Origin of the sequence: Enterobacter sp. JS8-1 (genome assembly GCF_049187015.1) — a bacterium.
Taxonomy (GTDB): domain Bacteria; phylum Pseudomonadota; class Gammaproteobacteria; order Enterobacterales; family Enterobacteriaceae; genus Enterobacter; species Enterobacter mori.
Genome location: NZ_CP185805.1, coordinates 1,732,521 through 1,752,626, shown reverse-complemented (window position 1 = coordinate 1,752,626; position 20,106 = coordinate 1,732,521). Strand labels below are relative to the sequence as shown.

The following is a 20,106-nucleotide window of genomic DNA, read 5'->3' as shown; positions in this document are numbered from 1 at the left end:
CAGTTAATCACACATTTCAGATCGTGCAATTGCCAGCCAACGGGTTTAGGCATTTTATGACAGCGGATTTGTGAACGTATTACAAAACAATAAGAGGGTTACAATGAACACGACGATCCGCTCTGTATCTGTTGCGTTGGCTGCCGCGCTGGCATCGCCTTCGCTGTTTGCAGCGTCTTCAGTACCGATTGATTTTCATGGATATCTTCGCTCCGGCGTGGGCGTCTCACGGGATGGTGGGATGGAGGAGTGGCAAAAAAACAAAATTGGCCGTCTGGGTAACGAGGCCGACACCTACGGCGAACTGGAGCTAGGCTCCGAGGTATACAAAAAGAACGACGTCAGTTTCTATCTCGACAGCATGGTGAGCATGGTATCAGACGGCTCCAACGACAATGAAACCACCTTAGATGACGATGCCCAGTTCGGCCTGCGCCAGCTTAACCTGCAGATCAAGGGGCTGATCCCCGGAGATCCCAATGCGGTAATTTGGGGCGGTAAGCGCTACTACCAGCGCCATGACCTGCACATCATTGATACCAAATACTGGAATATTTCCGGCTCCGGTGCGGGTATCGAGAACTACACGCTTGGCCCGGGCGCAGTCTCCGTTGCGTGGATCCGCGGCGATGCTAACGACGTGGACTACCGCGTGGATGGCGACAGCGACGTTAACATCAACTACATCGACCTTCGCTATGCGGGCTGGAAGCCGTGGGCGGGCGCGTGGACGGAAGTGGGTATTGATTACGCCATGCCAAACCCGACCAACAAGCAGAAAGAGTACGGCGGGCTGTACGAGGCCGATAACGGCGTGATGGTCACCGGTGAGATCAGCCAGGATATGTTTGGCGGCTATAACAAGCTGGTGCTGCAGTACGCCAATAAAGGTCTGGCCCAGAACATGGTGTCACAGGGTGGGGGCTGGTACGACATGTGGAACTACGTGAACGACGCCACCGGCTACCGCGTGATTAACACCGGCTTAATTCCGATTACCGACAAGTTCTCCTTTAACCACGTCCTGACATGGGGCTCGGCAGACGACACCACGCAGTATACGGACAAATCACGCCTGGTATCGCTGGTGGGGCGCGCACAGTATCAGTTCACCGAGTACGTGCGTCTGATTGGCGAAGTGGGCGGATTCTACCAGGAAGATACTTACACCGACGGCACTAAGTACAAGCAGAGCGGCGAGAAGTACACCCTCGCGCTGGGCCTGGCAGACGGTCCTGAGTTTATGTCTCGTCCTGAACTGCGCGTGTTCGCCTCCTATCTGAATGACTCCGAAAAAGGGCAATCCTTCGAGGATGGCACGGCCAACAATACCTGGAACTTTGGTGTGCAGGTCGAGGCCTGGTGGTAAGTCTTAATTCATAATTTGCGTTAATCGTTATCGTATCTCCAGCAACCTGCAGTCTATTTTACTGCTTTGGGATAGCCATTACTTTGGCTATCCCTTTTTTATATTTACTGATTAAAATGTTCGTCTAATAATTTCCGTAATGTATCAGACTGCCTACCGAATATAGCGTGCACCTGCTGACCGATAATAATCACCCCCAGCGCCCCCTCATTCTGTAACGCCTGTGAATCGACCTTATTTAAATCTTTTACCGTCACGCGCAGGCGGGTAATACAGGCTTCGACGTGCTCGATATTATCGTCGCCGCCAAATGCAGGAATTAAACGCTGAGTAATTTGACTGTCCATAATACGCCTCTCTGTTATGCAGATAAAAAAATGCCTGCTCGGGGAGCAGGCATTTTGTGCCTTTTTTGCCCGGGTGGTGCAGTCTGATGCCCTCACCCCAACCCTCTCCCACAGGGAGAGGGAGAAAATCAACTACGCTTTGCGCTTAAGCACCCGACAGTCCCACGCCAGCAGCACGGTATCGCCCGCAGCGGCGGCGTCGGTCATGCAGTCGGTATACCCCTGCGGCAGCGTGATGAGCTGCTGCTGGGCCGTGTAGTTCTGCACAAACACCCAGGCGGTTTCGCCATCCGTGCGCGCCGTGGCGACCACGCCCGGAGGGAAATCCCCTTCGACTGCGCGCGGTAGCGCCAGCTCGTCGATAATCCCGGCGAAGAAATCGCGCTGGAACGGCAGGTCGTTGCGCGACGCCACGTGCCACGCCTTGCCTTTGCCGAAGCGGTTGACCGTCACCGCCGGGCGACCGGCGTAGAAATCATCCCGGTAGGTCGCCAGTGCCTGCGCGGATTCAGTATGGATCAGCTCGCACAGATGCCTGACCTGATACGGCCCCTGCAGGCCCGCCGCATTGCCCGCCAGCCCCTGAACCAGGTTTCGCTCCCCCTCACCCAGGCAGTCAATCTCTTCCGCCCAGATGCCGAGGAGCTTGCGCAGCGGGCCCGGGAAACCGCCGAGGTGGCAGAGATCGGTCTCATCCACAACCCCACTCCAGTAGGTCGTCACCAGATGCCCGCCCGCGGCCACAAAGGCTTCCGCCCGCTCGGCGAAACCTTCGCGCACCATGTAGAGCATGGGGGCAATCACCAGCGCGTAGCGGCTCAGATCGCCGTCAGCGTCGATGACGTCGACCGCGATGCCCTTTTCCCAGAACGGACGATAGTGTTCGTTGACGGTTTTTTCGTACTCCAGCCCCATATTGCGCGGGCCTTCGGCATCGTCCAGCGCCCAGCGGTTTTGCTGGTCAAAGATAATGGCCACGCGTGCGTCGGTGCGGCACCCCACCACCTCAGGCAGACGCGCCAGCATCTCCCCCAGACGCGTTACTTCGCGCCCGACGCGGGTATCAAGATGCCCCACGTGATCGATAATCGCACCGTGGAATTTCTCCACCGACCCGCGGCTCTTACGCCACTGGAAGTACTGCACAGAATCCGCCCCGTGCGCTACCGCCTGAATAGAGGAGAGAATATGCATCCCCGGCTTTTTCAGCTTGCTGGTCGGCTGCCAGTTGGTGATGCTTGGCGTGGACTCCATTAACACAAAGGGTTTACCGCCCTTCAGGCTGCGCATCATGTCGTGGTACATGGCGGTATAGCAGGCCAGCTGCGTTTCGTCTTTCTCCTTGTGCCACATCGGGTAGCTGTCCCAGGAGATGAAGTCGATCGCTTTCGCCAGCTGCCAGTAGTCGTAATCGTAGAAATACTCCATAAAGTTGGTTGTCACCGGCAGTTCGGCATTGGCGGCCTTCAGCGGCGCCACCTCATGCTGGCAAAAATCGGTGACCTGCGCGGTATTGAAGCGGCGCCAGTCGAGATTCAGGCCGTGAATCGACACTTCCCCCTGCGGCGCGGGGGACTCAATCTGCGACCAGTCGGTGTAGGTATGGCTCCAGAAGGTGCTCCACCACGCATGGTTCAGCGCGTCGAGGGTTTTGTAACGCGCCTTTAGCCAGTCGCGGAAGCGTTCCTGGCACAGGCTACAGTGGCATTCGCCGCCGTACTCATTGGAGATATGCCAGCCCAGCACCGCCGGATGATGCGAATAACGCGCCGCCAGCAGGCTGTTAATTTTCATCGTCTTTTCGCGGTAGACCGGAGACGACATGCAGTGGTTATGACGCCCGCCGTGCAGCGCGGGGACGCGGTTGCGCCCGACGCGCAGCACTTCCGGATATTTTTTCGACATCCATGCCGGACGCGCGCCGCTCGGCGTAGCGAGAAATATATGAATGCCCGCCGCATAGAGTTTTTCAATAATGCTGTCCAGCCAGGCAAAATCATATTCCCCTTCCTGCGGCTCCAGTTTCGCCCAGCTAAATATCCCCACCGACATGACATTACATTTCGCCTGCTGCATCATGGCGATATCTTTTTCAATAATACCGGGGTAATTCTCCCATTGCTCCGGGTTATAGTCGGCGCCATGCAATAACGCCGCGACCTTTGGACTTAAAGGCGCAAATTTATTCATATTTAAAACGTCCTGAATGGAGATAAAAACTAGTTAAATACCGTTATTGACGGCAGCACTTTACCCTGGCAATCAAATAACGCCTGATTCTCGCGGGCATTACCCTCTTTCCATTCGTCATGGATATATTTCATGCCAGTTTTGGTGGCCCACGTGGTGCCCGGAACGGCTATCCAGGTCGGTTCCCAGTAAAAGATGCCCTTGCCGCGACGGTCAGGCACATCAATAACGGACTGCATTAAATCGTGCATATAGTCGTACTGACCCTGAACGGTGCCGGGATAGCCGCCGTCCTTTTCTTCTTTGGCCTGGAAGCTGTTCTCGGCGTTATCGCAGTTCTCCAGCGTATAGCCGTAGGCCGCTTCCACCACAATCACGTCTTTGTTATAGCGCCTGCTGATGTCATCCATGTTGGCCTTCAGCGCGCTAATCGGGCCGTTCCAGTAGGTGTACATCGACAGGCCGATGATATCGAACGGCACGTCGCGCTTCGTGATTTCATCAAACCACCAGCGGAAGGTGTCATTTTTGGTGCCTTCGGCCAGATGGAGCATGATTTTCACCTGCTCGCCATCGGTCAGGTTCTCCTTTAGCCCACCAATCGCGGCGTTGAGCAGCCCGGCCAGGCGGTCAAATTCGCCGCCGCCCTGCCCCCAGCTTTTCCCTTCCGGCCACAGCATGCCGCCGTTAATTTCGTTTCCTATCTGCACCATGTCCGGCAATACGCCCTCTTTCTTAAAGCGGGCGATCGTGTCGCGGGTATAGTCATGAATAGCCGTTTTCAGCTGCGGATAGTCCATCTTCTCCCAGGCTTTTGGCTTGAACTGTTTTCCCGGATCGGTCCAGAAATCGCTGTAGTGGAAATCGAGCAGCAGCCTCAGGCCCTGCGCCTTTATGCGCTTCGCCAGCGCGAGGGTGTTTTCGAGATTATTACTGCCGCCGCCGTAGGTATTGCCGTCGGCATCCTGCGGATCAACCCACAGGCGCAGGCGCACGGTGTTCACGCCGTTAGCTTTGAGGATGGCAAGCGCGTCCTGCTGCTGGCCGCTCTGGTTATAAAATTTGGCGCCGTGTTGTTCCGCTTCCAGCAGCGTCGAAATATCCGCCCCCTTGATAAAGTCCGCGGGCATGGCGTTAAAAGGACGCGTTTGCACCCCGTCCGCAGCAAACACGCTCGCGGCCAGGCCACATGAGAGGCAAACGGCAAGTAAAGCAGGTCTGAGTCTTTTCATGATTATCCTTTGGTACTCCCGGAGGTCAGGCCGGAGACGAAGTATTTTTGTAATGCCAGATAGAGGATCGCTACCGGCACCGCAATCAACACCGCGCCTGCCGCGTAGGTGGTGTAGCTGGCACCCATTTTTTGCGCCACCAGGTTATAGAGCCCGATGGGTAAGGTGTATTTGTCCGGGGTGCGCAGAATCGTGCTGGAGAGGATGAAATCCCCCAGCGGCCCGGTGAAGGAGAACAGCGCCACCACCGCCACAATCGGCTTCGATAGCGGCATGATAATTTCGATGAAAATCCGGAAATTACTGGCCCCGTCCATGCGCGCGGATTCATCCAGATCTTTCGGGATGGCGTCGAGGTAGCCTTTCATCAGGTAGGTATTCATCGGGATCATGCCGCCCACGTAGATCAGCACCAGCGCCAGATGGCTGTTGATGAGGCCCAAAAGCTGCGACAGCACGAAGATGGCAATCAGCGCCGAGAACTGGGGGATCATCTGCAGGAGCAGGAACAGCATCAGCCCGTTCTGGCGTCCCTTAAAGCGAAAGCGCGAAAAGGCATAGGCGGTAAAGCTGACGCTGATTAAGGTCAGCACCATGGTCAGGAAGCTGATTTTCATCGAGTTCCAGTACCAGGTCATGTAGTTCACCTGGCCGTTAAACAGGTCGGCGTAGTGCTGCACCGAAAAGTTCTCAGGGATAATTGAGGAGCTGAGCAGGCTATTACCCGCGTTAAACGACGCGCCGACCGTCCACACCAGCGGGTAGATGATAATCGTCGACACCAGCACGATAACCAACCAGGAGAGCGAGAGGCGTACCCACTTCTCACGTTTAATACTTTGTGATTGAGCCATTGTTACGTCCCTTACGCCATGTCGTCATTTTTGAAAGATTTGGTGGCGCGGAACTGCCACAGCGCCAGGCCGACGACAAAGATCGACAGCAGGATAGTGATGGTCGCCGCAATCGCGTACTGCGACGACGACATGGTGAGCTTGTAGATCCACGACACCAGGATATCTGTCCCACCCGCATTGGACCCCACCACCGCCGGCCCGCCGTTGTTGAACAGGTAGATGATGTTGAAGTTATTGAAGTTGAAGGTGTATTGGGTAATCAGTATTGGCGCAATGGAATAAAGCACCAGCGGCAGCGTGATGGTGCGCAGCTTGGTCGCGCTGCTGGCCCCGTCCATGGTGGCGGCTTCGTACAGATCGTCAGGGATCGCCTGCAGCACGCCGGTGGTCATGGCGAAAACAAACGGGAAACCGAGCCAGGTCTGCATCAGGATCAGCGCCGTTTTGGTCCAGAACGGATCGGTCATCCAGGCTTTCGGCGCAATGCCGAAGAAGGCCAGAATGGCGTTGTTTATCACACCGAAAGAGTCGTTGAACATTCCGGCAAACACCAGAATGGTGACAAAGCCCGGCACCGCCCACGGCAGAATGAAGATGGTGCGGATAAGCGGCTTAAAGCGCAGGTCTTTCTGGTTCACCAGAATAGCCAGCAGTACGCCCACGGTACATTGAAGCGTGGTGGCGAGCAGCGTCCAGACCACCGTCCACTGCAGGACGTCAAAGAAGGTTGAGCGCCAGATGGAGAGCGTGAAAATATTGATGAAGTTCTTAAACCCAACCCAGTCCACCAGCTTAGCCGGCGGCGTGTGGTAAAGATTGTAGTTAGTAAAGGCGATGGCAAAACCGAAGAGGATCGGGAAAACCACCACAAACACCAGCAGAATAAAGCCCGGCGTGATCATCAGATACGGAAAGCCGTCGCTCAGCAGCATCTGATACTGCTTACGCACGCTGTTTAGCCCCAGCCCTTCATCGCGTTTTCGACCGTTGACCCAGGCATCGCGCATCGACAGGTAATACACCATCACGCCAAATGCGGCGATCAGTACGCTAATGATCCCTTCTGCCAGCAGGAAGATGGAGTTATCCCGCGGCACTTCCTCCCCCAGCGTCACCAGCCCCCACAGCCCTTCGCGCAGGAAATCGGCAAAAACGCCGATAAAACTGGCCAGCAGCACCAGGAAGATAACGCCCTTCAGCCACTGGCGGTGATAGAACTGGCCGAAGCCGGGGATGACCGCCAGCAGCAGGCCGGTCCAGGCGTGACGCCCAGCCCCGTGCGGTCTGGCAAAATTTTCCGGGATGATACTCACAGACAACTCCTTTCAATAAAACGGGAGAGCAGCCTCCCGTTCTGCGACGTCAGAAAATTACTGGTTGCTGGCCTGCATGGCTTCGATTTGCATCTGGACCTGTTTCTCTGCGCTGTCCAGCGCGGCTTTGGGATCCTGTTTGCCGGTCAGGCTCAGCTCCAGCGCGGCGTTGGCCGGCCCCCAGACTTCGCCCATTTCAGGGATACCCGGCATGGCGGTGGCTCGCGCGGCCTGCACCGCAACGGCGCTCGCCTTCTCGTCGTTCTTGATTACCGGGTCGTCGATCATTGCGGTCAGCGGCGGGATCTCCCGCGTGGCCACGTAGCGGGTTTTCACGTACTGCGGCTGGTTGATGAATTCGATAAATTTCTGCGCCAGCGCTTTGTCCTTGCTCCAGGTGGAAACGACGTAGCCTTTCACGCCGAGGAAGGAGCTCATTGGCTTGCCGTCCGGCAGCGTGGGCAGCGGCACCACGCCGTAATTGATGCCTGCCGCTTCATACGGCTGGAACGCCCACGGGCCGTTGATGACGGCTGCCGCTTTCTTCTCAGTAAACAGGGAGTCGATAGCGTTCAGGCCGTTGTCACCGACTATCCCGGCCGGGAAAATATCGTCAGCGTAGAATTTTTTCAGGTACGTCACGGCTTCTACCGCACCCGGCTTGTTCAGGCCGACGTCGCTGGCGTTATAGCCGCCTTTGCCGTTTTGACCGAAGATGTAGCCGCCCATCGGGGAGATCGCGCCCCAGCTGTAGTAAATCTGATCGAACTTGGCGAGCAGACCGTACTGGTTTTTTGCGCGCTGCTGTTTTGAAAAGTCGTACCAGTCCTGCAGCGAGTTGAGCGGCTTGTCGATGAGATCTTTGTTGTAGATCAGCACCAGCGTCTCAACCGCTTTCGGCACGCCGTAGAGGGCGTTATCCATTTTGAAGGCGTTAATCGAGGCCGGGGTGTACTGTTCGGTCTGCTTAGCCTCCAGATTCAGGGGGGTCAATAACCCTTGCACGACGGCGCCGCCCAGCTGATCGTTAGGAATGACCAGCACGTCCGGGCCAATGCCTGCCGGGCCGTCCAGGCGCAGTTTTTCCAGCTGCTGTGCGTAAGGGGTTTCCTGCACGTTGACCTTAACGTCGTACTGTTTTTCAAAGTCCGCGACCGCATCTTTAATACCGGACGACTTCTTGATGTCTTCCCAGACGTTAAGCTGCGCGGTGGCGTGAGCCTGTACCGCGAGCGTAGAGAGGATCAGAGCAGCGAGTATGTTCTTTTTCATTATCAACCCCATGTGAAGGTATAACAATTTTATGGTTGTTATTGCATCTGACGCCCTACAAACCCCGCTATATATCCTGATAAAACTGGCGTTGTACGTCTGACACCAAATGCCTTTGGTTTGTTATACGCTACCCTTCACATCATGATAACTCTACATAAAACTGTAAGTTGTGTGATCGTCATAACATTAATGGAATATCTATATAGGGCGCATGAATGCTGGAAGTTATAGTCAAGGCAGACAAATTGCACCGTCCGACCACGTTGAACACAATTGTTATACGTAAAACATGCTCGGCGGTTTACCTGGGGAACACTGATGTCGAACATACAATTGAGGAATGTCACCAAGCGCTTTGGCGACACCGTCACGCTCCACAACGTTAATCTTGATATTGAGGACGGTGAGTTTGCCGTATTCGTCGGGCCTTCCGGCTGTGGAAAATCCACTATGCTGCGCATGATTGCCGGGCTGGAGGAGATAAGCGAGGGTGAAGTGCTGATCGGTAACGAGGTGATGAACGACATCGCCCCTTCCCATCGGGGTGTGGCGATGGTCTTTCAGTCCTACGCGCTCTATCCGCATATGACGGTGGCCGAAAACATGGGCTACGGGCTGAAGGTGAATAAAGTGCCGAAAGATCAGATCCGCCATCAGGTCGAGATGGTCGCCAAAACGCTGCAGCTCTCCCACCTGCTGGACCGTAAGCCTAAACAGCTCTCCGGCGGCCAGCGCCAGCGCGTCGCGATTGGCCGCGCTATCGTGCGGAACCCGCGCGTCTTTATGTTCGATGAGCCGCTTTCCAACCTGGATGCCGAACTGCGCGTGGAGATGCGCCTGCACCTCGCTCGCCTGCACCAGGAGCTGAAAACCACCATGGTGTATGTCACCCACGATCAGATTGAGGCCATGACGCTGGCCGATAAAATTGTGGTGATGAACTACGGCAAAGTGGAGCAGATGGGCGCCCCGATGGATCTCTATTACAAGCCGGTGAACAAGTTCGTGGCCGGTTTTATCGGCTCGCCGAAGATGAACTTCATGCCGGCCACGGTTGAAGCATGGCAGCCGGGCGCGCTGACGGTGAGATTGTCGCAGCAGAAGTCACTGACGCTCGCCGTGACCACCACGCCGCTGCAGCCGGGCAGCCAGGTTACGCTGGGCATCCGTCCGGAACATTTAACCACTGACCTTCGCCTGGGCACACCGCTGGAGTTTCACTGCGAAGTGGTTGAACGACTCGGGAACAACACGTATCTGTTTGGCCAGTGTTACGGCCACGACAACGTCAAAATCTTGCTGCCGGGGGACGTTAAATTCGCCCCGTGGCAGAAGATAGACGTGGCCTTCGACGATCGCCACTGCATGGTCTTTGACGAGCAGGATGTCCGGGTGAGCGCGGATATCGACGATGCGGTGCGTTCGGTGGCTTAACGCGCGCCACCGTCAGCCAGCTTTCTCACCGCCCGCCCAAACGCCTCAATCGCCAGGGCAACATCCTCAGCCATCACCGATTCCGCCGGATGGTGGCTGACGCCTCCCCTGCAGCGCACAAACAACATCCCGACCGGCCAGCGCTCTGCCAGCGCGATGGTGTCGTGCCCGGCGCCGCTGGGCAGCGATAATGAGCGCCCCTGCACCGACTCAACGGCCTGTCCCAGCAGATCCTGCAAACGCGCATCGCACGGCGTGGCGGCGATACGGTAAAACTCCTCGGCGCTGAAGCTCAGCCCGCGACGAGCGGCAATGGTTTGCGCCTGCGCCAGCAGTTCCGCGAGGAGCGCGTCCAGCGGGGCATCCTGCGGGCCGCGAATATCCAGCGAGAGCGCCACCTCACCGGGGATCACGTTGACCGCGCCGGGCAGGCAGCGCAGTTCACCGACCGTCGCCACCAGATTGCCGCCCTGCTGCAGGGTCGCGTGTTCAATGAACACCATCCATTCGGCGGCGGCGGCCAGGGCATCCGTACGATGGTTCATCGGCACGGTGCCCGCATGCCCGGCCTCGCCGGTGAAGCGGCAGTTGAGGCGACGCGCGCCGTTGATGGCTTCCACCACGCCCAGCGCCAGACCTTCCTGCTCCAGACACGGCCCCTGTTCGATATGCAGTTCCAGACAGGCGCTGAAATCGTCCTGATGGCGTGCCGCCAGCGCCACGCGGGCGGGATCGAGTCCCGCCTGCACCATCGCCTGCGCCACGCTGATGCCGCCGGCATCACACGTCTCCAGCCAGCCCTGCGGCCAGGAGCCCGTAATGCCCCGGCTGCCTAGCAGGGTGATCCCAAAACGGGTGCCCTCTTCGTCGCCAAACCCGACAATCTCGATCGCCTGGGCCAGATGCCGCCCCTGCTGGTGCAGGCTGTCCACCACCTCAATGGCGGTGAGCACGCCGAGCATACCGTCGTAGCGCCCGGCGTTGCGCACGGTATCCAGATGCGAGCCGAGCAGCACTGCCTGCGCCCCTTCCTGCGCGCCCTCATAGCGTCCACAGATATTGCCCACGCTGTCCTGCCAGACGGTCATCCCCGCCTGGCGCATCCACTCGCCGACCAGTTGGTTGGCCTGCAGATGCTGCGCCGAGAGGTACACCCTTGTCAGCGCATCCGGGGTTTCGCTGATAGCGGCCAGCGCATCGGCACGCGCCATCACCCGTTCTGCTGCCGGGCTCATTGCGGCGTCTCGCGGCGATAGTGATCCCACGCGGCCTGCATGGCGGCACCCTGCGTGGTGGTGAACTTCAGGTAGTTCAGCACCGACTCCAGCGCGCTCAGGGTAGTCATCACACAGTCTTTGCGCGCGTTGTAACCCATGGTGCCAATGCGCCACACTTTGCCGTGCAGCGGGCCAAACGAGGTGCCGATTTCAATCCCGAAATCCTCCAGCATCAGCTTGCGCACCTGGTCGCCGTTGACGCCCTGCGGTATCACCACGCCCAGCACGTTGTTCATCTTGTGCTTCAGATCGCCGAAGGTCTCCAGCCCCATCGCCTGAATGCCCTTCAGCAGCGCATCGCCGTGCAGCTTGTGACGCGCGATGCCGTTATCCAGCCCTTCCTGCAGGATCAGCCGCGCGCATTCGCGGGCGCCAAACAGCGCGGTGGTCGCTTCGGTGTGGTGGTTCAGCCGCTCCGGCCCCCAGTAGTCCATCACCATGCCGAGATCGAAATAGTTGGAGTAGATCATCTCCTCGTCGCCGTCGCGGTGGGCGTCGGTGCGAATGCCTTCCTCAACGCATTTGCGGCGGCGGATCGCCTCCTCCATGCGCGCGCTCAGGGTGATCGGCGACGTGCCCGACGGGCCGCCAAGGCACTTCTGCATCCCGGCCGAGACGGCGTCCAGCCCCCAGGCGTCGGTCTCCAGCGCGTTGCCGCCGAGCGACGCGGTGGCGTCGGTGTAGAACAGCACGTCGTAGCGGCGGCAGATGGCACCGAGCTCGGCGAGCGGCTGCAGCATAGTGGTGGAGGTGTCGCCCTGCACGGTCAGCAGCAGGCGCGGGCGAATACGCTTAATCGCATCCTCCACCTGGTCCGGCGTGAACACCTCGCCCCACTGCACCTCAATGGTATGCACCTCCGCGCGGCAGCGGCGGGCAATTTCGCACAGCAGGTGACCAAAGCGGCCAAAGACCGGCACCAGCACCTTATCTCCCGGGCGAATGGCGGAGACCAGGACGGCTTCAATTCCCGCGCGGGAGGTGCCATCCACCAGCATCGTCCAGCGGTTCTCGGTGCGGAACACCCCGCGATAGAGCGCCATCACCTCGTTCATGTAGTGGGTCATGGCCGGATCGTACTGTCCGATCAGCTGGCTCGACATGGCGCGCAGCACGCGCGGGTCGGCGTTGATCGGGCCCGGCCCCATCAGCAGGCGCTGGGGCGGATTGATTTGCGGAAATTGTGCGATATCCATTGTTAAGTCCTTATCAGTTGAGGCCGCGCACGGAGGAGATGAACTGCTTCAGTTCCGTGGTCTGCGGGTTGGCGAACAGCGTTTTGCTGTCGCCCTGCTCCCAGACTTTCCCCTGGTGCATAAACACCACGCGGTCGCCCACTTCGCGGGCAAAATTCATTTCATGGGTAACAAGTATCAGCGTCATCCCCTCGGCGGCCAGCTGCTCCAGCACCTTGAGCACTTCGCCCACCAGCTCCGGGTCAAGCGCGGAGGTGATCTCATCACAGAGTAAAACTTTCGGCGACATGGCCAGCGCCCGGGCAATCGCCACGCGCTGCTGCTGGCCGCCGGAGAGGCTCGACGGGTAGTAATCCAGACGGTCACCGAGGCCGACTTTTTCCAGCATGCGCTGCGCCAGCTCACGGCATTCGGCGGCGCTTTTCTTCAGCACCCGACGCGGGGCCAGCATCACGTTTTCCAGCGCCGTCATGTGCGGGAACAGGTTGAAGCTCTGGAACACCATCCCGACCGAGCGGCTGATTTCACGCGCCTGAGAATCCCGGTCGGTAATGGTCATGCCGCCGAGCTTGATGCTGCCGTCCTGATACCCTTCCAGCCCGTTGATGCAGCGCAGCAGCGTGCTTTTGCCCGACCCGCTGCGCCCGATAATGGAGATCACCTGGCCCATGTTGATATCCAGATCGACGCCCTTGAGCACGTGGTTATCGCCGTAGTACTTCTGCACCTGATTAATGGTGATGAGAGGCATTGAATTTCGTCTCCAGATAGCGGCTGTAGCGCGACAGCGGATAACACAGAATAAAGTAGCCGAGCGCCACCAGCGCAAAGACCTTAAACGGCTGATACGTCACGTTGGTCAGCATCGTCCCGGCCTTGGTCAGCTCGATAAAGCCGATGATCGACGCCAGCGCGGTGCCTTTGATCACCTGCACGGCAAAACCGACCGTCGGGGCGATGCCGATGCGCAGCGCCTGCGGGGCGACCACGCGAAACAGGGTCTGGCCAAAGGTCAGCCCCAGACAGCGCGACGCTTCCCACTGCCCTTTTGGCAAGGCGCGAATACTGCCAAACCAGATGTCGAGCAGAAACGCGCTGGTGTAGAAGGTTAACGCCAGCGAGGCGGCGGTCCACGGCGAAACGTCGATGCCGAACAGCGCCACGCCAAAGAAGGCCAGGAACAGCTGCATCAGCAGCGGCGTGCCCTGAAACAGCTCGATATAGCCGCGGATAATGCGCCTCACCGCGCGCCCGCCCGTCAGGCGCAGCAGCAGGAGCGGCAGCGTCACCGCCGCGCCGCCGACGAACGCCACCAGCGACAGCAGCACCGTCCAGCGCCCGGCCAGCAGCAGGTTGCGAATAATGTCCCAGTCGGTAAAGGTGGTCATCATGCCTGCACCCCCAGCCATTTGCGTCCTGCCGCCATCATCAGCTGGCGCAGAGTAATCGACAGCGCTAAGTAAATGCCGGTTGTCACCAGATAAACCTCAAAGCTCAGAAACGTTCTGGACTGGATCAGGTTGGCGGCGAAGGTCAGCTCTTCATACGAGACCTGCGACACCACCGACGAGCCGAGCATCACGATGATGCACTGGCTCACCAGCGCCGGGTAAATGCGCTGCAGCGCGGGCGGCAGCACCACGCGAATAAAGGTCTGCAGGCGGGTCAGCCCCAGCACGCGTCCGGCTTCCCACTGCCCTTTCGGCGTGACCTGAATGCCCGCGCGGATAATCTCGGTGCTGTACGCGCCGAGGTTCACCACCATGGCCAGCAGCGCCGCTTCCCCCGCCGTCATCTTCAGCCCCAGATTCGGCAGGCCGAAGACGATGAAAAACAGCTGTACCACAAACGGCGTGTTGCGGATGATTTCCACGTAGCCGCCCCAGAGCCGGCTGAACCAGGTGGTGCGTCCGCTGCGGATCGCCGCCCCGAAAATCCCTGTTGCCAGCCCGCCGACGGTTGCCATCACCGTCAGCTGAACGGTGACCCACAGCCCCGCCAGCAGCTCCGGCCAGTACGGCCAGAGCGCTGAAAAATCGAGTTGCTCAGCCATAGACTTAAACGCCGAGGCTTGCCGGTAGCGGGGCCTTCAGCCATTGCTCGGACAGGCCGTTCAGCGTGCCGTCCTTAATGCCCTGCTCAATCAGCGCATCCACTTTTGCCTTCAGGGCCGGTTCGTTTTTCTTCAGGCCAATAAAGCACGGCGAATCTTTCAGCATAAAACTCGGCACCGGGGCTTTATCCGCGTTCTGGCGCGAAATGGCCGCCACCACGAGGTTGCCGGTTGCCACGTACTGCACCTGGCCGGAGAGGTAGGCGGAGAGCGTGGTGTTGTTGTCTTCGTAGCGCTTCACGTCCGCGTCTTTCGGCGCCAGGCCGGTCAGCACCATGTCCTCCACCGCCCCGCGCGTCACGCCGATGGTTTTTCCGCTCAGCGCGGCTGCGTCTTTCAGCTCGGCACCTTTCGGGCCAAACACGCCGAGGAAGAACGGCGCGTAGGCGCGGCTGAAGTCGATCACCTTCTCGCGCTCCGGGTTTTTACCGAGGCTTGAAATGACCAGATCCACCTTATCGGTTTGCAGGTACGGCACGCGGTTGGCGCTGGTCACCGGCACCAGCTGCAGCTTGAGCTTCATCTGTTTGGCCAGATAGCGCGCCATGTCGATGTCATAGCCCTGCGGCTGCAGATCGGTCCCCACCGAGCCAAACGGCGGGAAGTCCTGCGGAACGGCAATGCGGATAGTGCCGCGCTTCTCAATATCCTGAAGCTGGTCAGCCTTTGCCGGCAGCTGTGTGAAGAGGCATGCGGCCCCGGCCAGTGCAATCAACAATTTTTTCATGGTGCTTCCCCGTAACGTTAACATGAAACAAAAGATTCTTTGAATGTGATTTTGCAACTAATGTGCCAGATAAAGCGAAGCGGGGAATATTCTTGTAAAGCCTGATAAAACGCGGACGGGTCGAAAAAACGTGCGTTTTCCCGACCCGACATCTGCACCATTTTAATGCAAAGCACCAGTCTGATGCCCCATTATCGCTGTTCGAGTTCGTCCAGCTGCTGGTAGAGGGAAGCAATGTCGTGAATGCGCGGACGGCCTTTATCAAGAATTTCATGCAGGAAAGCATTCGCCAGCAGATTGATCAGACTGTTGACCGAGGAGTAGCTGTCATAGGCCGAGACGCTGTCCAGAGGGGCGCAGAGCTGCCAGCTCGCCAGCGGGAACAGGCTGTGCGCCTGCGGCTCGCACATCAGCAGCACCGGAATGCCGCTGCTCTGAAGCTGCTGCATCAGCGGGCGGATAATGCGCGGGCGGCGGCGAAAGGCCATCATGACCACCAGATCGTCCGGCGTTAAATCCACCAGCTCTTCGCTCAGGCTCTGCCCCGGCTGCGGCAGCACCAGCACCTGACCGCGCGCCTGCAGCAGCTGCTGGCGCAGGTGCAGCGCCGCCGGATAGGCGTTACGCATGCCGATAATGACGATGCGCCGTGCCTTCACCATGCAGGCCATAGCGTCGGCAAACTGCTGCGCATCGAGGGCATTGACCCACTGGGTCAGGTTCACCATCTCTTGCTTGTAGTGGCGCGCCAGTAGCGTATTGCCCTGCACCGCGTCGCGGTTATCGGTGAGCGGCATCCCGCTCTGGCGCAGGGTGCGCAGCTCGTCGCGCATGTCCTTATATTTCTCATAGCCCAGACGCTTAAACAGACGGCTGACCGTGGCTTTCGACACTCCGCTCAGCTGCGCCAGCTCGGCGCTGTTGTAGCTAATGAGATCGTCAAAATGGTCGAAAATAAAATCCGCCACCCGCTGCTCCTGCGGCGACAGCGACGGGTACTGTGCTTTCAGACGTTCATCTAACTGTTCCATAGCGCCTCTGTAACTTTTGTTTCATTACATTGTACCTTTTATTCTGCGTATTCATTATACGTGCCAGTTTACTGAAACTTTTCTTTCAGAACTGGAACAGCTTTTGCAGCACCTTGTGACTTTCAGGGTTACGAGGACGCTTCATGCAAAGTAATGTCTCCACGCACGGCATGGCCGTTGCGCCCCACCATCTCGCCAGCCAGAGCGCGCTGGCGGTGCTGCGCGAAGGCGGCAGCGCGATAGAGGCAATGGTCGCCGCGGCGGCCACCATTGCCGTGGTTTATCCGCACATGAACGGGCTGGGCGGCGATGGCTTCTGGCTCATCGTGCCGCCGGAAGGCGAACCTGTCGCCATTGATGCCAGCGGCGCGGCGGGATCGCTGGCAACGCTCGCCGCCTACGACGGGCTGGCGCATATCCCCCATCGTGGGCCCCGTGCGGCGCTGACCGTCGCCGGTACGGTGAGCGGCTGGGACGAGGCGCTGAAGCTTTCCCGCGAGATGACCGGCAAGGCGCTGCCGCTAGCTCGCCTGCTGGCCGACGCCATTGACTATGCGCAGAACGGCACCCCGGTCACGGCCTCTCAGGCCCATGCCACGGCCAGTAAATTCGACGAACTGAAGGCCATCCCCGGCTTCGCGGAAACCTGGCTGGTGGACGGTAAGCCGCCGCAGGTCGGGAGCCGTTTTTACCAGCCCGCCATGGCCACGACGTTGACGCGTTTGGTGGAAGACGGTCTGGACAGCTTTTATCGCGGCCCGCTGGCGAACGTACTGGCGCACGGCATGGAGACGCTGGGCCTGCCCGTGACGCTGGCCGATTTACACGCGCATTCTGCCCGGCGCACCGCGCCGCTGAGGCTGCAGCACCAGCAGGGGGAGATCTTTAACCACGCCCCGCCGACGCAGGGGCTGGTCTCGCTGGCCATACTCGGCATCACCGATCGTCTGAACATGGCGGAGGCCGACGATGCCGACACCATTCACCGCATCGTTGAAGCCACCAAGCTGGCCTTTGGCCTGCGCGATGCCCACATCACCGACCCGCGCGAGCTGAAAACCGATGTTCAGAAACTGCTGGATCCCGCTGCTCTGCAGGCGCTTGTCGACAGGGTTGACGATAGCCGCGCCGCGCCGTGGGGCACCGGAAAAGGCCCCGGCGATACGGTGTGGATGGGGGTGATGGATAACAGCGGGCTCGCCGTATCGTTTATCCAGAGTATCTATCACGAGTTCGGCAGCGGCGTGGTGCTGCCCGACACCGGCATCGTCTGGCAGAACCGGGGCGCGTCTTTCAGTCTCGATCCCAATCATCTACTGGCCCTCGCCCCGGGCAAGCAGCCCTTCCATACCCTGAACCCGGCGGCGGCACGTCTTAATGACGGACGCGTGATGGTCTACGGCTCGATGGGCGGTGACGGACAGCCGCAAACCCAGGCTGCGCTCTTTACCCGCTACGCGATTCAGGGCGTGCCTTTACAGGAAAGCATTTCCCGCCCGCGCTGGCTGCTGGGTCGCACCTGGGGACAAACCTCGGACACGTTAAAACTTGAAGGGCGCTTTAGCGCTGAGACGGTCTCGCAGCTCCGCGCGCGGGGACATGAGGTAGAAATGTTCCCGGACTTCAGTGAAGCGATGGGCCACGCGGGCGCGATTGTCCGCCACCCCAACGGGCTGTTCGAAGGGGCATTTGACCCGCGCAGCAACGGCGCGGCCGCCGGATTCTGAGGAGAAAAAAATGACCACACAACAGCCCGACTGGCATGCGTATCTTGCGCAAATGGAGTCCGTGCTCGGCGTGACGCTGGACGATGCCCGCCGCGCCGAGCTGCAGTTGCAGTTCAACCGCATTGCCGCCCTGGCCGCGCCGCTGATGGCGCTGCCGCTCGATGACCGTCTGGAGATCGCAGGAGTATACAAAGCATGAGGCTACACGAGATGAGTATCAGCGCGATCCAGCATGCGCTGAGCGCGGGCGAGCTGAGCGCTCGCGAGATTGCTCGCCAGACGCTGGAGGCAATTGCGCGCGTTAACCCGCAGATCAACGCCTGGACCGCCGTGACGGAAGAACGCATGCTCGCCGAAGCCGAGAGCATCGACACCCTGCGCCGCGAGAAGCGCCCCCTGCCACCGCTGGCGGCCGTGCCCTACGCGGTAAAAAATCTGTTCGACGTTGCCGGCCACACCACCCTCGCCGGGGCAGAGCTGTTCAGCCAGCGCCCCGCCGCGGCCGCTGACAGCTTCGCAGTGCGCCAGCTGCGCAGCGCGGGCGGGCTGCTGACCGGGATGGTGAATATGGACGCCTACGCCTACGGCTTCACTACCGAAAACAGCCACTACGGCACGACGCGTAACCCGCACGATCTGGCGCGCATTGCGGGCGGGTCGTCCGGTGGTTCAGCCGCCGCCGTGGCCGCCGGGCTGGTGCACTTTTCGCTCGGCACCGACACCAACGGCTCGATTCGCGTTCCGGCCTCCCTGTGCGGCATCTATGGCCTTAAGCCCACCTTTGGCCGCCTGTCGCGATCCGGCAGCCATCCGTTTGTCGCGAGCCTGGATCATATCGGTCCCTTTGCCCGCCGTGTGTGCGACCTGGCGTCCGTGTATGACGCACTGCAGGGGCGGGACAGCAGCGACGGTTTTCAGGCAGAGAGCTCGCGCGAGCAGACGCGCCCCCTGCTTGAGCGCGGGCTTGACGGCCTGCGCTGCGCGGTGCTCGGCGGCTACTTCACCACCTGGTGCGACGCGGATGCCCGAGACGCCGTGGCGCGGGTGGCGAAGGCGCTCGACGTGCAGGATGAGCTGCAGTTTCCGGACGCCGAGCTGGCGCGCTCCGCAGCGTTTATCATCAGCGCCTCCGAAGGGGGAAACCAGTACCTGCCTGCGCTTCGCCGCGAGCCCGAGCGTTTTGAACTACACTCTCGCGAACGGCTGCTGGCCGGGGCGATGATTCCCTCCGCCTGGTATATTCAGGCCCAGCGGTTTCGCGCACACGCCCGGCAGGCATTTAAAACCCTTTTCGCGCAGGCCGACGTGCTGATCGCCCCGGCAACGCCGCGCAGTGCGACGCTCGCGGGTGAGCAAACCATGGAGATTAACGGCCAGCCGCTCCCCATTCGCGCCAGCATGGGGATGCTGACCCAGCCGATATCCTTTTTGGGCCTGCCCGTGACCACCGTTCCGCTGCGCACCGCCCGGGGTGCGCCGATTGGCCTGCAGCTGATTGCCGCGCCGTTTAACGAGCAGGCGTGCCTGCGCGTCGCGCGCGTGCTGGAAGAGAGTGGGATCGCCGATGCCCGCCCGGCGGAGGTGGCAGCATGATGAATCACGATGATATTAACCTGCCGTGGGTGGTTGCCGAGGTGACCGCCACGTTTTACCGCTATGAAGACGCGCTGGTCAGCAACAACGTTGCGGTGCTGGACGAGCTGTTCTGGCACGACAAAAACACGGTGCGTCTGGGGGCGGGTGAAAACCTGTACGGGATTGATGAAATCCGCGCCTTTCGCGCGGCGCGCCCGTCCGCCGGGCTGCAGCGGACGTTGCGCCACACCGTCATCACCACCTTCGGCGAGGATTATGCCGTGTGCAGCACCGAGTTTACCCGGGAGGGCACGGAACGCATTGGCCGTCAGCAGCAGACGTGGGTGCGGTTTGCCTACGGGTGGCGCATCGTGGCGGCGCAGGTGAGTTTGATGGCATAGTCGTAGGCCGGGTAAGGCGCAGCCGCCACCCGGTAAAACACG

The 20,106-nt window shown here is 59.7% G+C and carries 19 protein-coding genes; 6 read left to right on the top strand and 13 right to left on the bottom strand.

What is annotated here, in order from left to right; genetic code table 11:
* Window positions 1-103: 103 nt before the first annotated feature.
* On the top strand, window positions 104-1,369 hold the full coding sequence (locus ACOQH0_RS08190; RefSeq protein WP_010429455.1) for a maltoporin: 1,266 nt from the start codon (window positions 104-106) through the stop codon (window positions 1,367-1,369).
* 104 nt (window positions 1,370-1,473) lie between these two features.
* Here the strand turns inward: ACOQH0_RS08190 and ACOQH0_RS08185 are convergent, their stop codons facing one another.
* The 6 genes from ACOQH0_RS08185 to ACOQH0_RS08160 all read right to left on the bottom strand — a co-directional run bounded on the left by ACOQH0_RS08185 (window position 1,474) and on the right by ACOQH0_RS08160 (window position 8,580).
* Window positions 1,474-1,716: a glucose PTS transporter subunit EIIB gene (locus ACOQH0_RS08185; RefSeq protein WP_072250618.1), complete on the bottom strand. Its 243-nt coding sequence runs from the start codon at window positions 1,714-1,716 to the stop codon at window positions 1,474-1,476.
* A gap of 132 nt (window positions 1,717-1,848) precedes the next feature.
* A complete protein-coding gene (locus tag ACOQH0_RS08180) occupies window positions 1,849-3,906 on the bottom strand; it encodes a beta-galactosidase (RefSeq protein WP_421511966.1) in 2,058 nt (685 codons plus the stop codon).
* A 29-nt stretch (window positions 3,907-3,935) separates the two neighbouring features.
* Window positions 3,936-5,138 (bottom strand): glycoside hydrolase family 53 protein, encoded by a 1,203-nt coding sequence (locus tag ACOQH0_RS08175; RefSeq protein WP_421511965.1) that lies wholly within the window; start codon window positions 5,136-5,138, stop codon window positions 3,936-3,938.
* A gap of 2 nt (window positions 5,139-5,140) precedes the next feature.
* A complete protein-coding gene (locus ACOQH0_RS08170) occupies window positions 5,141-5,992 on the bottom strand; it encodes a sugar ABC transporter permease (RefSeq protein ID WP_042715482.1) in 852 nt (283 codons plus the stop codon).
* A gap of 11 nt (window positions 5,993-6,003) precedes the next feature.
* Entirely contained in the window at window positions 6,004-7,308 is a 1,305-nt protein-coding gene (locus ACOQH0_RS08165) for a carbohydrate ABC transporter permease (RefSeq protein ID WP_024909615.1), read from the bottom strand.
* Between the two features lie 57 nt (window positions 7,309-7,365).
* Window positions 7,366-8,580, bottom strand: a complete 1,215-nt coding sequence (locus tag ACOQH0_RS08160; protein ID WP_264439115.1) for an extracellular solute-binding protein — start codon at window positions 8,578-8,580, stop codon at window positions 7,366-7,368.
* Between the two features lie 321 nt (window positions 8,581-8,901).
* Here ACOQH0_RS08160 and ACOQH0_RS08155 point away from each other — a divergent pair, with 321 nt between their 5' ends.
* Window positions 8,902-10,017: an ABC transporter ATP-binding protein gene (locus ACOQH0_RS08155; protein ID WP_421511964.1), complete on the top strand. Its 1,116-nt coding sequence runs from the start codon at window positions 8,902-8,904 to the stop codon at window positions 10,015-10,017.
* On the opposite strand, the gene hpxK is transcribed toward ACOQH0_RS08155, so the two are convergent.
* The 7 genes from hpxK to hpxU form a co-directional block, all read right to left on the bottom strand.
* Complete coding sequence (hpxK, locus tag ACOQH0_RS08150; RefSeq protein ID WP_421511963.1) at window positions 10,014-11,252, bottom strand: allantoate amidohydrolase; 1,239 nt, start codon at window positions 11,250-11,252, stop codon at window positions 10,014-10,016. The genes ACOQH0_RS08155 and hpxK overlap by 4 nt on opposite strands.
* A complete protein-coding gene (locus ACOQH0_RS08145; protein WP_421511962.1) occupies window positions 11,249-12,490 on the bottom strand; it encodes a pyridoxal-phosphate-dependent aminotransferase family protein in 1,242 nt (413 codons plus the stop codon). Before ACOQH0_RS08145 ends, hpxK begins: the two co-directional genes overlap by 4 nt.
* Window positions 12,491-12,503: 13 nt before the next feature.
* On the bottom strand, window positions 12,504-13,241 hold the full coding sequence (locus ACOQH0_RS08140; protein ID WP_421511961.1) for an amino acid ABC transporter ATP-binding protein: 738 nt from the start codon (window positions 13,239-13,241) through the stop codon (window positions 12,504-12,506).
* The gene (locus tag ACOQH0_RS08135; RefSeq protein ID WP_071787484.1) at window positions 13,222-13,878 is read right to left on the bottom strand and encodes an amino acid ABC transporter permease; all 657 of its coding nucleotides are present in this window, start codon (window positions 13,876-13,878) and stop codon (window positions 13,222-13,224) included. The genes ACOQH0_RS08140 and ACOQH0_RS08135 overlap by 20 nt, the downstream gene beginning before the upstream one ends.
* Window positions 13,878-14,543 carry an amino acid ABC transporter permease gene (locus ACOQH0_RS08130; protein WP_182402822.1) on the bottom strand — a complete coding sequence of 222 codons (666 nt, stop codon included), beginning with the start codon at window positions 14,541-14,543 and terminating at the stop codon, window positions 13,878-13,880. Before ACOQH0_RS08130 ends, ACOQH0_RS08135 begins: the two co-directional genes overlap by 1 nt.
* 4 nt (window positions 14,544-14,547) lie before the next feature.
* The gene (locus ACOQH0_RS08125; protein ID WP_010429429.1) at window positions 14,548-15,330 is read right to left on the bottom strand and encodes a transporter substrate-binding domain-containing protein; all 783 of its coding nucleotides are present in this window, start codon (window positions 15,328-15,330) and stop codon (window positions 14,548-14,550) included.
* Window positions 15,331-15,521: 191 nt separating this feature from the next.
* Window positions 15,522-16,361 (bottom strand): MurR/RpiR family transcriptional regulator HpxU, encoded by an 840-nt coding sequence (gene hpxU, locus ACOQH0_RS08120; RefSeq protein WP_421511960.1) that lies wholly within the window; start codon window positions 16,359-16,361, stop codon window positions 15,522-15,524.
* 143 nt (window positions 16,362-16,504) lie between these two features.
* On the opposite strand from hpxU, the gene hpxW reads away from it, so the two are divergent.
* Genes hpxW through hpxZ form a run of 4 tightly spaced genes read left to right on the top strand, consistent with a single transcriptional unit; the run spans window position 16,505 to window position 20,064 of the window.
* Window positions 16,505-18,088: an oxamate amidohydrolase gene (gene hpxW / locus ACOQH0_RS08115; protein ID WP_421511959.1), complete on the top strand. Its 1,584-nt coding sequence runs from the start codon at window positions 16,505-16,507 to the stop codon at window positions 18,086-18,088.
* Between the two features lie 10 nt (window positions 18,089-18,098).
* Window positions 18,099-18,287, top strand: a complete 189-nt coding sequence (gene hpxX / locus ACOQH0_RS08110) for an oxalurate catabolism protein HpxX (protein WP_010429424.1) — start codon at window positions 18,099-18,101, stop codon at window positions 18,285-18,287.
* Window positions 18,284-19,681 (top strand): AtzE family amidohydrolase, encoded by a 1,398-nt coding sequence (locus ACOQH0_RS08105; protein ID WP_421511958.1) that lies wholly within the window; start codon window positions 18,284-18,286, stop codon window positions 19,679-19,681. Before hpxX ends, ACOQH0_RS08105 begins: the two co-directional genes overlap by 4 nt.
* Window positions 19,678-20,064, top strand: a complete 387-nt coding sequence (hpxZ, locus tag ACOQH0_RS08100; protein ID WP_421511957.1) for an oxalurate catabolism protein HpxZ — start codon at window positions 19,678-19,680, stop codon at window positions 20,062-20,064. Before ACOQH0_RS08105 ends, hpxZ begins: the two co-directional genes overlap by 4 nt.
* Window positions 20,065-20,106: the final 42 nt, after the last annotated feature.

Bases quoted from the DNA above. Each gene is read 5' to 3' on its own strand.
- hpxW (WP_421511959.1), top strand. From the start codon at position 16,505: ATGCAAAGTAATGTCTCCACGCACGGCATGGCCGTTGCGCCCCACCAT.
- ACOQH0_RS08135 (WP_071787484.1), bottom strand. From the start codon at position 13,878: ATGACCACCTTTACCGACTGGGACATTATTCGCAACCTGCTGCTGGCC.
- hpxZ (WP_421511957.1), top strand. From the start codon at position 19,678: ATGATGAATCACGATGATATTAACCTGCCGTGGGTGGTTGCCGAGGTG.
- hpxK (WP_421511963.1), bottom strand. From the start codon at position 11,252: ATGAGCCCGGCAGCAGAACGGGTGATGGCGCGTGCCGATGCGCTGGCC.
- ACOQH0_RS08170 (WP_042715482.1), bottom strand. From the start codon at position 5,992: ATGGCTCAATCACAAAGTATTAAACGTGAGAAGTGGGTACGCCTCTCG.
- ACOQH0_RS08105 (WP_421511958.1), top strand. From the start codon at position 18,284: ATGAGGCTACACGAGATGAGTATCAGCGCGATCCAGCATGCGCTGAGC.
- hpxU (WP_421511960.1), bottom strand. From the start codon at position 16,361: ATGGAACAGTTAGATGAACGTCTGAAAGCACAGTACCCGTCGCTGTCG.
- ACOQH0_RS08190 (WP_010429455.1), top strand. From the start codon at position 104: ATGAACACGACGATCCGCTCTGTATCTGTTGCGTTGGCTGCCGCGCTG.
- ACOQH0_RS08155 (WP_421511964.1), top strand. From the start codon at position 8,902: ATGTCGAACATACAATTGAGGAATGTCACCAAGCGCTTTGGCGACACC.
- ACOQH0_RS08145 (WP_421511962.1), bottom strand. From the start codon at position 12,490: ATGGATATCGCACAATTTCCGCAAATCAATCCGCCCCAGCGCCTGCTG.
- hpxX (WP_010429424.1), top strand. From the start codon at position 18,099: ATGACCACACAACAGCCCGACTGGCATGCGTATCTTGCGCAAATGGAG.
- ACOQH0_RS08160 (WP_264439115.1), bottom strand. From the start codon at position 8,580: ATGAAAAAGAACATACTCGCTGCTCTGATCCTCTCTACGCTCGCGGTA.
- ACOQH0_RS08180 (WP_421511966.1), bottom strand. From the start codon at position 3,906: ATGAATAAATTTGCGCCTTTAAGTCCAAAGGTCGCGGCGTTATTGCAT.
- ACOQH0_RS08130 (WP_182402822.1), bottom strand. From the start codon at position 14,543: ATGGCTGAGCAACTCGATTTTTCAGCGCTCTGGCCGTACTGGCCGGAG.
- ACOQH0_RS08125 (WP_010429429.1), bottom strand. From the start codon at position 15,330: ATGAAAAAATTGTTGATTGCACTGGCCGGGGCCGCATGCCTCTTCACA.
- ACOQH0_RS08140 (WP_421511961.1), bottom strand. From the start codon at position 13,241: ATGCCTCTCATCACCATTAATCAGGTGCAGAAGTACTACGGCGATAAC.
- ACOQH0_RS08185 (WP_072250618.1), bottom strand. From the start codon at position 1,716: ATGGACAGTCAAATTACTCAGCGTTTAATTCCTGCATTTGGCGGCGAC.
- ACOQH0_RS08175 (WP_421511965.1), bottom strand. From the start codon at position 5,138: ATGAAAAGACTCAGACCTGCTTTACTTGCCGTTTGCCTCTCATGTGGC.